This is a genomic window from Rhizobium sp. CB3171 (assembly GCF_029714265.1).
GTDB lineage: Bacteria > Pseudomonadota > Alphaproteobacteria > Rhizobiales > Rhizobiaceae > Rhizobium.
The window spans coordinates 1,362,004-1,376,590 of sequence record NZ_CP121653.1 but is presented as its reverse complement, the minus strand read 5'-3'; the positions used below and the strand labels follow the sequence as shown (position 1 = coordinate 1,376,590).

General features: G+C 58.1%; 15 protein-coding genes. 8 read left to right on the top strand and 7 right to left on the bottom strand.

What is annotated here, in order from left to right; genetic code table 11:
* Positions 1-40 precede the first annotated feature (40 nt).
* Both ugpC and QA648_RS25685 read left to right on the top strand, forming a co-directional pair.
* Complete coding sequence (gene ugpC, locus QA648_RS25690) at positions 41-1,186, top strand: sn-glycerol-3-phosphate ABC transporter ATP-binding protein UgpC (RefSeq protein WP_283054204.1); 1,146 nt, start codon at positions 41-43, stop codon at positions 1,184-1,186.
* A 17-nt stretch (positions 1,187-1,203) separates the two neighbouring features.
* Positions 1,204-3,348, top strand: a complete 2,145-nt coding sequence (locus QA648_RS25685; protein WP_283054203.1) for a beta-galactosidase — start codon at positions 1,204-1,206, stop codon at positions 3,346-3,348.
* Positions 3,349-3,457: 109 nt separating this feature from the next.
* Here QA648_RS25685 and QA648_RS25680 read toward each other — a convergent pair whose 3' ends face one another.
* The 3 genes from QA648_RS25680 to QA648_RS25670 form a co-directional block, all read right to left on the bottom strand.
* Entirely contained in the window at positions 3,458-4,474 is a 1,017-nt protein-coding gene (locus QA648_RS25680) for a PAS domain S-box protein (RefSeq protein WP_283054202.1), read from the bottom strand.
* Positions 4,475-4,911: 437 nt separating this feature from the next.
* Complete coding sequence (locus QA648_RS25675) at positions 4,912-5,322, bottom strand: DUF4174 domain-containing protein (RefSeq protein WP_283054201.1); 411 nt, start codon at positions 5,320-5,322, stop codon at positions 4,912-4,914.
* Between the two features lie 139 nt (positions 5,323-5,461).
* Entirely contained in the window at positions 5,462-5,695 is a 234-nt protein-coding gene (locus tag QA648_RS25670) for a hypothetical protein (protein WP_260304987.1), read from the bottom strand.
* Positions 5,696-5,883: 188 nt separating this feature from the next.
* On the opposite strand from QA648_RS25670, the gene QA648_RS25665 reads away from it, so the two are divergent.
* From QA648_RS25665 to QA648_RS25645, 5 genes are all read left to right on the top strand, one after another.
* Positions 5,884-6,147, top strand: a complete 264-nt coding sequence (locus QA648_RS25665) for a hypothetical protein (protein WP_283054200.1) — start codon at positions 5,884-5,886, stop codon at positions 6,145-6,147.
* Positions 6,148-6,510: 363 nt separating this feature from the next.
* Positions 6,511-6,975: a YbhB/YbcL family Raf kinase inhibitor-like protein gene (locus QA648_RS25660; protein WP_283054199.1), complete on the top strand. Its 465-nt coding sequence runs from the start codon at positions 6,511-6,513 to the stop codon at positions 6,973-6,975.
* A gap of 16 nt (positions 6,976-6,991) precedes the next feature.
* A complete protein-coding gene (locus QA648_RS25655; RefSeq protein ID WP_283054198.1) occupies positions 6,992-7,324 on the top strand; it encodes a four-helix bundle copper-binding protein in 333 nt (110 codons plus the stop codon).
* Positions 7,325-7,359: 35 nt separating this feature from the next.
* Entirely contained in the window at positions 7,360-7,530 is a 171-nt protein-coding gene (locus QA648_RS25650) for a hypothetical protein (RefSeq protein ID WP_283054197.1), read from the top strand.
* Between the two features lie 227 nt (positions 7,531-7,757).
* The gene (locus tag QA648_RS25645) at positions 7,758-7,946 is read left to right on the top strand and encodes a DUF3008 family protein (RefSeq protein WP_260304992.1); all 189 of its coding nucleotides are present in this window, start codon (positions 7,758-7,760) and stop codon (positions 7,944-7,946) included.
* 159 nt (positions 7,947-8,105) lie between these two features.
* Here QA648_RS25645 and QA648_RS25640 read toward each other — a convergent pair whose 3' ends face one another.
* From QA648_RS25640 to treZ, 4 genes are all read right to left on the bottom strand, one after another.
* Positions 8,106-9,128: a DNA topoisomerase IB gene (locus tag QA648_RS25640; protein WP_283054196.1), complete on the bottom strand. Its 1,023-nt coding sequence runs from the start codon at positions 9,126-9,128 to the stop codon at positions 8,106-8,108.
* A 142-nt stretch (positions 9,129-9,270) separates the two neighbouring features.
* Positions 9,271-9,474 carry a hypothetical protein gene (locus QA648_RS25635; protein WP_283054195.1) on the bottom strand — a complete coding sequence of 68 codons (204 nt, stop codon included), beginning with the start codon at positions 9,472-9,474 and terminating at the stop codon, positions 9,271-9,273.
* 174 nt (positions 9,475-9,648) lie between these two features.
* On the bottom strand, positions 9,649-10,053 hold the full coding sequence (locus QA648_RS25630; protein ID WP_260304995.1) for a VOC family protein: 405 nt from the start codon (positions 10,051-10,053) through the stop codon (positions 9,649-9,651).
* Positions 10,054-10,201: 148 nt separating this feature from the next.
* The gene (gene treZ / locus QA648_RS25625) at positions 10,202-11,965 is read right to left on the bottom strand and encodes a malto-oligosyltrehalose trehalohydrolase (RefSeq protein WP_283054194.1); all 1,764 of its coding nucleotides are present in this window, start codon (positions 11,963-11,965) and stop codon (positions 10,202-10,204) included.
* Between the two features lie 132 nt (positions 11,966-12,097).
* Here treZ and treY point away from each other — a divergent pair, with 132 nt between their 5' ends.
* Positions 12,098-14,584, top strand: coding sequence for a malto-oligosyltrehalose synthase (gene treY / locus QA648_RS25620; RefSeq protein WP_283054270.1), 2,487 nt, complete (start codon positions 12,098-12,100; stop codon positions 14,582-14,584).
* Positions 14,585-14,587: the final 3 nt, after the last annotated feature.

Here is a 14,587-nt window from a genome sequence, read left to right as displayed (position 1 = left end):
TCCCAGAACTCAAGAACCCAACAGCAGAGAGCCAGGAAACATGACCAGCCTCGAACTGCGACAGATCAACAAGAACTATGGTGCATACCATGCATTGCGCGGGATCGACCTTGCCGTCGAGCAGGGCGAGTTCATCGTCATGGTCGGACCTTCCGGTTGCGGCAAGTCGACCCTCCTCAAGACGATCGCCGGTCTGGAAGGGATTTCGTCCGGCCAGATCCTGATCAATGGCCGCGACGTCAGCAAGGAAGAGCCGGGGGATCGTGGCATCGCCATGGTTTTCCAGTCCTATGCCCTTTACCCGCATATGACCGTGGCGGAGAACATGGGGTTTGGCCTGCGCATGGCCAAGCGGCCGAAGGCAGAAATCGATGCCGCCGTCGCGCGCGCCGCGAAGGTCCTGCGCATCACCGATCAGCTTGAGAAGCGGCCCAAGCAATTATCCGGCGGCCAGCGGCAGCGCGTTGCCATCGGCCGTGCCATTACCCGTTCTCCCGACGTGTTCCTCTTCGATGAACCTCTCTCGAATCTCGACGCGGCGCTGAGGACGCAGATGCGCGTCGAGCTGAGCAGTCTGCATACGGAACTCGGCGCGACCATGGTCTACGTAACCCACGATCAGGTGGAGGCCATGACCATGGCGAGCCGGATCGTGGTGTTGAACCAGGGTGTGATCGAACAGGTAGGCTCACCGCTGGAGCTCTACCGAAATCCGGAAAATCTCTTCGTTGCGGGCTTCCTTGGGGCTCCGAGAATGAATTTCCTTGCCGTAACCGTGGACGAAGTCTCCGGTCGAGTGGTTCGGGTCTCTGCTCCCGGCATCGTCCCGCTGACGGTCGAATTGTCCGATGGAGTGGCGCTGCAAAAGGGCGCCGATCTGACGCTGGGTGTCCGGCCGGAAAACATATCGATCGTCACAGACGTCGCGCATGGTGGCGCGATCGAAGGGCAGGTGCAACTGGTTGAGCACCTCGGTCGCGAGACCATCCTCTATGTCGATGCCGGCAGCCTGCGTACCATCGCCTCGGAAAGCGGCACCGGAAATATTACCGTCCAGCTTAGCTATGTCGCGCCGTTCACATCTGGCCAGGCTGTGGCTCTGAAGCTCGACGCCAGGGAGCTTTATCTCTTCTCATCGAACGGCGGACGCACGATCAGTGCCCGCAAAACCATCATCGACAAATGAATTCGGGAAATAAGACCGTGTCTGACAAGAACATTGCGAAGACCCCATCCGCTTGGAATACCGTCAAGACCGACCGCTTTCTCGTCGGTGCCCCCCACTATCCCGAGCATGTCGACGAGAGCTACTGGGAGCGCGATGCGGAACGCATGGCGAAGGCGGGCTTCAATGTGGTGAGAATGGCGGAATTCGCCTGGCATATCCTCGAGCCCAGGCTCGGCACCTTTGATTTCGATCTGTTCGATCGCGCCATCGCCATACTCGGGCGGTACGGGATCGATACGATCATGTGCACGCCGACAGCCACGCCACCGCGCTGGCTGACCGTTGCTCATCCGGAGATCCTGCGCGTGGACGGCAAAGGCCGTCCCATGAGCCATGGATCGCGTCAGCATTGCGATACGGCAAGTCCCGTCTTCCGCGAACACAGCCGCCGCATCACCAAGGCAATGGCCGAACATTATCGGGACAATCCGCATGTTGTCGGCTGGCAGACCGACAATGAGCTAAACACGAGCATGCCGGAGAGCTACTCGAAGGCGACATTGAGCGAATTTCAGATCTTTCTTGCCGAGAAGTACGGCGATATCGGCAAGCTGAACGCTGCATGGGGCGGTGACTTCTGGGCAACTGCCTATGACAGTTTCGACCAGGTCGTGCTTCCGATCGAATTCGGCCCGACCTTCCCCAGTCCCGGCCATGTGCAGGATTACCACCGCTTCCTCGCATTTGCGACCGCACGGTTTCAGCACGATCAGGTCGAGATTCTGCGGGCCACGAACCCGTCGTGGTTCGTCTTCCACAATCTCGGCGGCTTGCGGGATATCGACTTCCGCGGTCAGTTCACCACGGATCTCGATTTCGTCGGCTACGACATCTATCCGATGCTCTACGATGAGTTTCAGCGCATCGGAAATCACGCAAAGGTTCAGGCACTGCACCTGGATATATGCCGCGGCTTTTCGGGGAACTACATCGTGCCGGAGCAACAGTCCGGCTTCGGCAGCCAGCCGGGCTTCTGCACGCTGACGCCAGAGCCGGGCGAGCTTCGGCGCATGGCCATGTCATCGGTCGCGCATGGTGCTGACGGGCTGATGTTCTTCCGCTGGCGTCCGGCCCATTTCGGCGCCGAGATCTACTGGATGGGCATCATCGACCACGACGACGTCGGCCGCCATCGCTATGACGAAGCCAAGCAGTTTGCGACCGAAATGACGGCGCTGAAGGACAAGATCCTTGGCACCTACGTGCGTATGGATGTGGGCATTGCCGGCTCGGACTTTGACAATCAGGAAGCCCATAAGACCTACGCAATCGGACTGCCAAGCCCGCAAGACGATGCGGTTCTGCTGCACCAGTATTGCTACGACCGCGGCATCGCTTGCGGCTTCATCCATCCAGAGGATGATCTGTCGAAGCTGAAGCTGTTCTACGTTCCGCATTGGGTGATGTGGAAGGATGAATGGACTGAAAAACTCAAAGCTTTTGCGGAGCAGGGCGGCACGGTCGTTATCGGCGCACGCACCGGAACGCGGAATGAGGACAATCACGTCATCCGGCAGACGGCCCCGGGCACGTCTCTTTCCAACCTCACCGGCGTACGGGTCGAAGACTTCGGTCGTCTCGCCGCCCCGGGCGCCAACGGACTGTTCGACGTGATGGAGCGATCCGGGGGCCTGGTGGTGCCGCCAAACAAGCCCGCTGAATCCCATCGCAGGACGCGCCGTTTCAAGATCGGCAACCAGGAACTGCCCGCCGGACACTTCTACGAAAACCTCTTGGTCGACCCGGATGTCGAGATCGTCTCCGCCTGGTCCAATCGCTATGCGGACGGTCTACCCATGGCGACGTCGCGCAAGGTCGGCAAGGGTCAGGTCGTCTATGTCGGCACCTATCTCACGCCCGAGCTGACGGCTGCACTGGCCGAACGGCTGTTCCCGGCGGCAGGTGTGCAGCCGCTGGTGGACGATCTTCCTGATGGCGTCGAGGTCACCATGCGCATGAATGACGAGCGCAGGCTGCTGTTCATCCAGAACTACACCGATCAGCCCGCTAGCCTCACCGCCGTGGCGCCCGGCAAGAACCTTCTCGATAATGGAAAGGCTGTCGCCGGCGGGCTCGATCTGGATGGCTATGACTGCGCCATCATTGAATTGGAGCGCTGAGCCCATTTGCAGGACCCGGCCGGACCGCCGCCGATTTTTTGCCGACACACAGCAATCGGTTGGCGGTCGTGTCGAGGCAATCGGCGCGCGCTTCGTGCGCCGAGCGAGATCAGCGCGTCAGGTTCTCAATCGGAACTCGCAAATGAATTCGAAGCCCTTCCGGCCTCCATTCCCGTGTGATCGATCCGTTGAGCGAACCTTCGACGGTCACCCGCTCAAGTTGGGATCCGAAGCCTGAGCTCGGCCCAGGCGCTGTAACAGCCGGGCCGCCGGTTTCAGTCCAGATGAGGCTGAGCTCGCCGTCCGTCGCTAGGTCGATTCTGATTTGTCCCTCCGGGAGGGAAAGCGCCCCGTATTTGATCGCGTTGGTGGCGAATTCATGTAACAGCAATGCCAAGGATGTCAGCGCGGAGCCCCCAACCGGCGCATCCGATCCATGAATCTGTATCCTCTGCCGGTCATCCTCCCGATGAACGGCAAGAACCGCGTCAAAGAGGGAAAAGAGAGTCGTCGACGATCGAGCGGCTACATCTCCGGAAAGATCCGGCAATGTCAGATCATGAGCGCGAGCCAAGGAGACGATCCGTTTGCGCAGATTGTCGGCGAGATCCTGCGCACTCGTGGCCGAACGCTGGCTCATCGTGATCAATGCATTGGTGATTGCGAACAGATTCTTGATGCGATGGTTCATCTCCCGCAGGAGCAGCGTCTGGCGTTCGTGTTCACGTTTGCGCTCGGAAATGTCCCGCGCGATTTTCGACGCTCCGATGATCGAGCCGTCCTGATTGCGGATCGGCGACACGGTGAGGGAGACATCGACCAGGCTGCCATCCTTGCGTCGGCGCACCGTCTCATAGTGATCGACCCGTTCGCCTCGGCGGATTCGCCCGATGATCGTTGTTTCCTCGTGAAGTCGCTCATCCGGGATCAGAATGGTAATCGGCTGGCCGATCATTTCTGCCGCCGTAAATCCGAACAGGCGTTCGGCGCCCCGGTTCCAGCTTGTGATGATGCCGCCAAGGGTCTTGCTGATGATCGCGTCATCGGAATTTTCAACGATGGCGACCAGCCAGGCATCCGCCGAAGGTGCCTGCGGTCCAAATTGCTGGGTGAGATTCTCGCTCAAGCTTCTACTCGGAGTAGGTTCGTCTTCGTTCGCTGCCCCCTCGGAATCTGATGCTGACACGGAGACCAAAGAAACCGTTTCGTCAGCCGCCATCGCCTTTCCTTTCCCCATCATCATCTCCCGGACGGTAGAGGTCGCATGGGCCCCACCCTATCCACACGCCAAGGTAGCCACAACCAATATTATCGCCGCTCTATGGTCCAACGCCGCTGTTGCCGTGTCCTGATATCGAGGCTGCGTGTATTCGGCGCGTCACCTGCGATCGGCCGCTGATTATACCCCTTCGGCAATCACAGTCACGTGATTGGCGGAGCGATGGGAAGAGCTTTGGGAACAACCGGTTTCCGCAGATGTTCGATACATGCTCCAACCGCATGCTCGGATCGCCAAATGTCCTGTTCAGGGACGCGGACCATGCCGGCTCTCGCAGCTTCGAACTATGATATCGATGGCGGGAGTGCATCGAGGACGCCCAGAATGACGACTGTCGGCAGAGGTGCATAGGATCTGAGTTTGGTCATGCCATCCGTTCCGACCAATACCATTTCGAATTCGTCGTTTTCCGGACCTTGCAGATCGCGGCGTATATCGTCGGCATTGAGTTCGTACGGTTCCTCGAAGAGCTGAAAGACTCCGCCGCCGGCGACCCTCAGCACGGTCACGTTACGATCGGTCAGGTTCTTTTCATGATGTAGAAGCTCCTCCTCCTGCCTGATCGGCCGGTCGTCGTTGGAGTCCTCGAAGATCACGAGGACATTGCACCTGTTCCGAAACGATGCGAGGCTGGGACAGGGATCATCTAATTTGCCACCCGCCCCGGCGAATTCTCTGAACAGAGACCTGAGCATCGGAAATTCTCCTTGTGGAAGTGCAGCCCAGTGTTGCTGGGTGAAAATCAAGCCATGAGGCGTCAGGAATATAAATCCATCAGCAGCTCGTCTTGTTCCCGCCAGTTCGTCTCTTGGATCGTGCCCGGCCTCGGTCACTTCATGCCTCACAAAAAATCTGTCCCTGAAGGTTGAGGCTGCCTCGCATGCGCGCAACGCGCCGCTCGGCGTCGGCTATGTCATATGCCCAAAAGCTGACGCTGAAGATCCTGCCGTCGAACTCATAGTCGGCGAGGAAGCAAAACATATGCAGCCCGAAGTCGTCGACGGTGCGAAACTCGGCCTCCGGATTGCTCTCCTCCCGCCAAGCCTTCGAAAACTTGATAACGGTCATCACCGAAACTCCTGTTCTATTCGGTCTATTCGACCAAACCCGTCAGGGGGGCGTTTGTTGCCTATAGAAGCGGCAGGCATAGGGCCCGCGACTTCGGTTGTATGGATCGCAATCAAAATGCCGAGGGGCGGGAACAATGGCGGGCTTGCCAGCTTAGACCGGGTAGTCACGACAAAGAGGAGGCTGAGATGAGCGCATCTCAAACGACGACGGAACACGACAAAATCCGTAATTGGGTGAAAGCCAGGAATGGCCGCCCAGCCCGGGTCAAAGGTGCGAAGAAGGGCGGAATTTTGCGGATTGATTTCGGCAGGCCTGAAGAGACGCTCGAAGAGATTTCCTGGGAGGAGTTTTTCCGGATCTTCGACGAGAACGAACTCGCCTTTCTCTACCAGGAGAAGACGGAAAGCGGCGACAAAAGCTGGTTCACGAAATTCGTCAGTCGCCATTGATAGGCAAGGCGGAATGGATTTTGCCTGGGGAAGGGAGCCGGCACTTACACATAAGGCGCGTCTTGGCCGCCGCAGCCTCGGCTGCGGCGGGTAATAATGATTGGGAGGATCTGTTCGGCTTATTGCGACGCAACTCTCGCAAAAGCGGAATGTTCCCACGGCCGCGCGGAAATATGATTGATGCCTTTAAAATTGGAACTTCGCGCAGAAACGCTCCTCCGGAATTGCAGCGGAACAATGAGAACGCGCAGGGGTTCGACTATGAAGCCGATATTCGACGCGGCCGCAGATCTTTGCCGCAATGAGCAGGTGAAGAAAGCCTGTCGAAAGAACGGCTATCCCCAACAGTAAAAGGAGAATGTCATGGCTTTGACATTGATCAGCAAAGCCTTTGCGCAGGATCAGCCGATCCCCCGGAAATATGCGCGAGCGGGCGAGAACCTTTTTCCGCCGCTTGCCTGGAGCGGCGCTCCAAATGGAACCAGGAGTTTCGCTCTGATCGTCGAAGATCCGGACGCTCCGAGCGGCACCTTTCGCCACTGCGGCATCGCCAACATCCCGGCGCAATGGACCGATCTCGCCGAAAGCGCCGATACGGCGCCGGATCGGGCGACGCGGTTCTACAGGAATGATTTCGGCAATGCTCGCTACGACGGCCCGCAACCGCCGCCCGGCGATCGTCCTCATCACTACATTTTCCGCCTTGTAGCCCTCGACGTCCCGAGGCTTTCGATTCCCGATGCTGCCGGCATAGGTGCGATGTGGGCTGAGGCGAAGAAGCATGTGCTCGCGGAAGCGAGCGTCACAGGCACGTACCAGACGCAATAGCCCAAAGGAGACGGCAATGCATTTGGATAGTAAGATGCAGCAATGCGTCGAAAACTGCCTGCGCTGCTACAGCGTTTGTTTGTCCACGGCGATGAACCATTGCCTGGAAGCCGGTGGCGAGCATACCGAGCCGCAGCATTTCAGGTTGATGATGGCTTGTGCGGAGATATGCCGCACGTCGGCACATTTCATGCTGATCGCTTCAAGGCACCATCCGCATGTTTGCCGCGAATGCGCGGAGATCTGCGGCGAATGTGCTGCCGATTGTGAACGGATCGGCGATATGGCGGAGTGTGCTGACGCCTGCCGTAAGTGCGCCGAGACCTGCCGGCACATGGCGTGCACGTAAGATCGCGGCTTCGCCGGAACACAGGTGAGGCGAAAATGAATGACGATAAGGAGACAGACCAGAAGCGAGCGGAACCTCCGACATTCGCGGCTCAAGATGTCCGGCAGGGCGAGATCATTCTGAAGCGCCGTTGGCAGCGTCTGGTTTTCATCGGTGGCCTGGTGGCCGTGGTTCTCGTCATCCTGCTGCTGCGATTTGCCGGGTGAGGAGAAAGGTAATGGCGCGTGCAGGGAAGAAAGACTTCGCACGCGGAGCGCAGGGCAAAGGCGATGCCTCAGGCGCGCTCGCCGTGCTTTCTAATGCGCCATGCGTTCATTTGAACGTGTAAAAGATCGCTTTAGTCTTTTGAATTTCAAGTACCTTATCCGTTTTCAGATGATCCGAAGACGGGATGCTCTACTGCCAGAGGACCATTAATCGAAGGAGGTCCATGATGCCTGCGAAATCGAAGTCTCAACAGAAGGCCGCCGGTGCGGCCCTTGCCGCCAAACGCGGCGAAAAGAAAAAGAGCGAATTAAAAGGCGCTTCCAAGAGCATGGTCGATTCCATGAGCGAGAAGGAACTTCACGACATGGCGTCCACCAAGCGGAAGGGAAAGCCGGAGCACGCCTCAAAGTCCTGAGCCGGATAACGCAGCTCAAGGGCGCGCTGCGGTGAAGCCTTATTGGTTCGCAAGAAAATAGACGACAAGCTGGTCACCGACGGATGTTTCCAAGAAGTGATGGCTGACGCCATGATGACCGTATATTGCTTACCGCCGACTTGGTGCCGCCCCCTGCAGTCACTCCAGCTCTTCCAGCCAGCGCAGCACCGCCACCTCGTCTTCATCCAGCCATTTCAGAATGCTGGAATTCTTCCTCACTTTCGTCTCGGCGATTTTCGCCAGGCTGCCATTCTCGAAACCGTCGAACACGCCTGGATGTATGTAGGATCCGCGGCAGACGGCGCGCGTGTTCACAAGCTTCCCTGCCACTGCATCGATGATTTCGTTGATCTGCCTTGCCCGCGCTGCGGCGCTGCTGCCGGGTTCGATGATCGCCAGTGCCGAAGCTGCCATCCGCGTGGCGCCCCAGATCCGGAATTGCCGTGAGCTGAAGTAGTTGCCAGCCGCGGCCTCGCGAATATAGGCATTGACGTCTTGCGAGCGGATCGGGTGGAGAACACCGTTCTCATCGACATATTGGAACAGATGCTGGCCCGGCAGTTCCTGCAGCATGCGTATGGCGCGTATGATGCGGCGGTCGGTGTAGCTCAATCGCCATTCCTTGCCGGATTTGCCCTTGAAACGAAACTGCAGGCGCGATCCAACCAGTTTGACATGCCTGCTGCGCAAGGTGGTCAGCCCATAGGAGCCATTTTCCATCGCATAGGCCTCGTTGCCGATGCGGATGAAAAGCTTGTCCATCAGCCAGACGACGGTGGCGAGCGCCTTCGCCAATCCGGGCTTCCTGCGGCGGAGATCGATATCGATCCGTTTGCGGATATCAGGCAATGCCCGAGCGAACTCCACCAGTTGCGCGAATTTTTCCCGATCGCGATCCGCAATCCAATTCGGATGATAACGATATTGTTTCCGCCCCCTGGCATCGCGACCGACGGCTTGCAAATGCGATCTCGGATCGGGCGAAATAATGACGTCGGTATAAGCGGGAGGAATGACGAGTGCGGCAAAGCGCTGGAGTTCCGCCTCATCGTTGATCCGGTTTCCCCGCTGATCGTAATAGAGAAAGCCTTTTTTGCCCTTCCTGCGGGTAATCCCGCTATCCAACGCCGCGAGGTAAACGACTTCAGATTCGTCTCCCATTGTTGATGGGGCTTTCGAACCGGTTGCCTCGGGTGGGGTAGGGCCAGCAGCGATCGGCAATTGCCCTGATGCTAGCGCGGCTCCGGCGCATGCTGCGCCGGTATCGACGGCACTTGGTTCCTGTCCCAATTGCAGGCCGCTCTCAGTCATCGCCTTTTTGCTTCAGCGCATCGGAGACCTTCCGCTTGCGTGGATGATTGATGTTCTCGTCATTGGCGTCACGCGTTGCTTCCCCGCCATCCTTGGCAGGAAGATAACCTGCGGGCTTGGAGCCTGCCGGGCCTTCCCATCTCGGGGACTGGTCGGTCGTTCCCGGCGCGCCGTCACGTGGTTGCTGATGTTTCATCGCTGGTCTCCTATGGAACTGGCGTTCTGGCATTTCGCCGGTCTCGCCGCCGGGAGGTGAGCAGCGCTCTTCGATCCCGCCATGGTGAATGTAACCCACGGCCGGAACACATTGTTCCATCGACGATGAAGGAGAGCGTGCGGCGGTAACCCGCCCTATCTCGGATCGCGCCGCCTACGGCGCTCCATTGACCTCCACAATATTCAAATCAGGATCGCGAAGGTAGAGCTGCGGGAAATCAGCATGGCCGGTGCGAAAGATCAGCAGGCACTTTGGATCGCCTTGAGGCAGGTCCTCTCGAAAGCCGAGGGTTTTCAGCCGTTCGACAACACCCTCGAAGTCATCCGTACGAAAGGCGAAATGCCAATCATTGCGGTCGATCGCGGGATTCTTGCGAAACGTGCCTTCGGGATTGACGATGAGATGGATCTGCAGGCTGCCACAGGCAAGCCAAGCTCCATCCACCGGAAAATTCGGCCGCGGAATTTGAACAAGCTCGAACACCTTGCAATAGAAAGGCAGCGACTTTTCCAGATCGGTGGTGACGATCGATACATGATGCAAGGCAAGCAGAGACATCACTCTTCCTCCTCAACCAAGTCGCGATGACCATAACAGCGGGGCACTTAAAGTGTAGCCGTCTTGCGAAATCGGAGCGCCCTAACGTCGGCTACGGGGCCAAGCATATCTGGTGACCGGCCTCTCCGATGCTCGGCTGAATCGGATATCAAGACGACAGGCCCCAGGCGACTGTCCAAGGGCCGATTTGAGCGCTGGCAATATTGCCCGATGTAAAGAGCGTCTGTGCATCGGCAGGGATTGTGGCGGCAATGGCCTTGTCCGACAAATTGGCAATAAGACCGAGCTTTGCCTGGCCCAGTCGCCAGGTGACGCGCACCAGTGAGCCGCTTTTGTCGTGGACGGCCGAGTGACCTTGGGCGTGTGGGAGAAGTGGCACGATCTTTTCGCGCCGGAGCGTTATCAGCCGCTCGTAATAGGCGTTGAGTGCCTTGTCCTGCTCCGCCTCGTCCCAACGCAGCTTTGCGCTGCGAAAAGTGGCCTCTGAGGTCGGATCGGGCGCATCCTCTGCATCGAAGCCAGGTAGGCGTGATAGTTCCTCCTTTCGGCCGAGCCTCACCTTGCTATTCAGTTCCTCGTCGAAATCGCAAAAGAAGGGAAAAGGTGTGATGGCACCCCATTCCTCGCCCATGAACAGCATCGGGATTTGCGGTGAGAGCAGATAGACGGCCGCGATTGCTTTTATGGCTTCAATCGAATGGGAAGTGACCATACGGTCGCCCATGGCCCTGTTGCCGATCTGGTCGTGGTTCTGCATGAAGGAAATAAAGGCCGTTGGCGGCAGACCGGCGCTGGGCGATCCTCGGGATCGCCCTCGATACCCCATGTGTTCCCCTTGAAATACGAAGCCCTCGGCAAGCGCCCGGCCTATGTGCGATCGATAATCGACATAGTCGCGGTAGTAGCCGAAGGTCTCGCCGGTCGCTGCCACGTGGAGGGCATGGTGGATATCGTCGTTCCATTGGGCCGTGAAGTGAGACGGCTTGCCATGAGGATCGCGAGCCAAAAGACCTGAATTGTTGTCCTCATTCTCAAGGATGAGATGGATGTGGCGATCGGGGAGCGCCTGTCTGACGCTGTCGGCCAGCTCGTTCAGGACATGCGGATCGCTGTCGTCCTTGATTGCATGAACGGCATCGAGCCGCAGACCATCCATGCGAAACACGCTTAACCAGTAGATGGCGTTCTGGATGACAAAATCGCGTACGAAGCGGCTGCCCTCGCCATCATAGTTGAGACCATTGCCCCAGGGGCTTTTGTGCCGGTTGCTGAAGATCGGTGCGTAAGTGGACAGGTAATTTCCGTCCGGGCCGAAGTGGTTATAGACGACGTCCAGGAAAACGCAGATGCCACGCTCATGTGCCGCGTCGACGAGCATTTTCAGATCTTCGGGACGACCATAGCTGCTGTCCGGCGCATAGGGCAGAACGCCGTCATAGCCCCAGCCATATCGCCCCGAAAAATCACTGAGTGGCATGAGCTGGATCGCCGTGATGCCGAGCCGTTGCAGATGATCGAGCTTTTCGATGGCGGACAGGAAGGTGCCGGCTTCCGTAAACGCTCCGACATGCAGTTCGTAGATGACGATTTCCTCCCAAGGCCGGCCTTTCCAACGCTCCATGCGCCACTCGAACGTCTGATCGATCAGTTCGCTGGGGCCATGAACATCGTTTGGCTGGAAACGCGATGCCTGATCCGGCACTTCCAGACCGTCGGAGAGCACGAACTTGTAAAGATCACCCGGGCGTGCCTGCGGTACATCAGCGATATGCCATCCGTCCTGCTGCCGGCGCATCTCCCGTTCCCCGTGCTGCTCGATCCTGACTTTCACACGGTCCTGCAACGGCGCCCAGAGGCGGAACGTGACGGAATGCGCCTTGATATCAGGCCCGAATGTGAAGCTGTTTTGCATGTCCTCTCCGCCCGTGTCGTCGCTTTGAATTCTGCACGTCCTCCAACGCATCCTGTCGGCGAGTGTTCCTCAGCCCGGAACAGATCTTGTTTGGCTCCGTTGATAGAAGCCATTCTTATGCAGGGGAAAGCTATGCGTGTTCCGACCTCCTCCTACCGCCTGCAATGTCGCGGCGACGTCACTTTCGACCGGGCGTGCGAGCTTGTTCCTTATCTGCAAGATCTCGGCATCAGCCACCTCTACCTCTCGCCGATCTTCACGGCTACGAAAGGGTCGACGCATGGCTACGACATCACCGATCCAAACGGGATCGACCCGGCGATAGGCGGTCGCAAGGGGTTCGACATGCTGACGGCAAGTTTGCAAAGAGCCGGACTCGGCCTCATCGTCGATATCGTTCCGAACCATATGGCTGCCTCGCTCGAAAACGGCTGGTGGCGCGACGTGCTACGACATGGGCCGAAAAGCATTTATGCCGGCCATTTCGACATCGATTGGAGCGAGAAGTTGACATTGCCGTGGCTTGGTAAGCCTCTTGAAGAAGCCCTCGCGGCCGGCGAGCTTCAGCTCCGTTACGATCCCACCGTAGGTCCTTTGCAATTGGCTTATTTCGACAATTGCTTTCCACTCTCCGAAGGCAGCGCCCAATTTATGATAGCGCAGACAGGCGGGGATACCGAGCGATTGCAGGCTTTTTCACGGGATGCAGCGAAAATGAAAGAGCTGATCCAAGAGCAGCACTGGCAATTGCTTCTTTGGAAAGATGCCGCACGGCACCTCAACTACCGCCGCTTCTTCGAGGTCGCGGGACTGGTCGGCATAAGGGTGGAAGACGAGCGGGTCTTTGAAGACACGCATCGGCTGACGATAGAACTGGTCCGGTCCGGTCAAGTACAGGGTTTGCGCATCGATCATATCGACGGGCTTGCGGATCCGAAAACCTATCTTGAACGCCTGCGGCGGGCGGTCGGTGCCGACACGTTCATCGTGGTTGAGAAAATCCTTGGCCGCGGCGAGAACCTGCCGACGGGCTGGCCCGTGTCGGGCACCACCGGATACGAATTCATCTCCGCCATGGCGGACCTCTTCGTTGCAGACGAGGGCTTACAAAAAATCGAGGCAGCATACGCGACCGTCGACAATGAGCATTCCGACTTTGCCACTGGTTTGCGCAACGCGAAGCTGCTGATGGTCGAGCGCAATTTCGCCGGCGAGATGGCGCGCCTGACCAGGTTGGGCAAGTCGATTTTTCCTAGAGTCAGCGGAGCGGAAGTGTTGTCGGCGCTTCGGGAGCTGTTGGTCGCCTTTCCGGTCTATCGTACTTATGGTTACCGGGGAGCTCTGTCTGCGGCGGATGATGCGGTCCTTTGTATGGCGATAGAAAAGGCGCGAGCCAGATTGCCGGCGGTGGACGCTTTGGACGCGATCGGCAGCCTGTTGCGCGGAGAAAACGCGGATGACCGGGTTGTGGAGTTTCGAGCCAGATTTCAGCAACTCAGCGGTCCGATCATGGCAAAGGCCGTCGAAGATACGCTGTTTTATCGGTACAATCGCCTGATCGCGATGAATGAGGTCGGTGGCGAACCCGCAAAGCCGCCGCGTGGCGTTGCCGCCTTTCACCAAGCGATGGCGGATCGACTTCAGCGCCAGCCGTATGGGCTTTCCGCGACGTCGACGCATGACACGAAACGCGGAGAAGACGCGCGTGCGCGTCTCTACAGCCTTTCACTGCATCCTGACGTCTGGATCGACGGTGTCGCGCGGTGGCGCGCGTTGAATGCAACCTTTCGCACCGATCTTGCGGACGAGCCGGCGCCGGAGCCCAATATCGAATGGATGTTGTATCAGACACTGGCAGGAATCTGGCCTGACGATATCGGGCAAAGCGATACGGATGAGCTGAAAGACCGGTTTTCGGCCTTTGTGTTGAAGGCGATACGCGAGGCGAAGTTGCGAACGGATTGGATGGAGGAAAAGCCCGAATATGAAAAGGCAGTTTTGGATTACACCGCCGCTTTGCTTTCGCCTCAAAACCACGATTTCCTGAGCGACTTCAGAAAGACACTGCAACCATTTATTAAGCTTGGTTATTTGAACGGCCTGTCTCAGTTGCTGATCAAGCTCACCGCCCCTGGCATCCCCGATATCTACCAGGGGGCTGAGGGTCTCGATTTCAGTATGGTCGACCCGGATAACCGAAGGCCAATCGATTATCGTGCAGCCGGCGCGGTGCAAGTCCTATCTCCCTTCGAAAAGCCGTGGGCCACATCCCTGAAACGGCAGATCATCCGAAGCGTCCTGCGCCATCGAAACGACCATCCTCAACTCTTTCTCGAAGGCAGCTACCTGCCCCTTGAGGTCAAGGGACAGCGGCCGGACAACCTCGTCGCCTTTGCCCGAGTTCATCACCAGGAGGCGGCAATCACGATCGTCCCGCGGCTGGCGGATGCTGCCGGTACCGGAGCTGATTTCTGGGAGAACACGGCGGTGTCGATACCGCCAAGGCTTCGTGGGCAGATGCGGGATCTGCTGACGGGTAAGTCGCTTATTGCTGGCAATGTTTCCGCGGCGCAATTGTTTGAGGAACTTCCCGTCTCCTTCCTTGTCACATCCAACTAACTA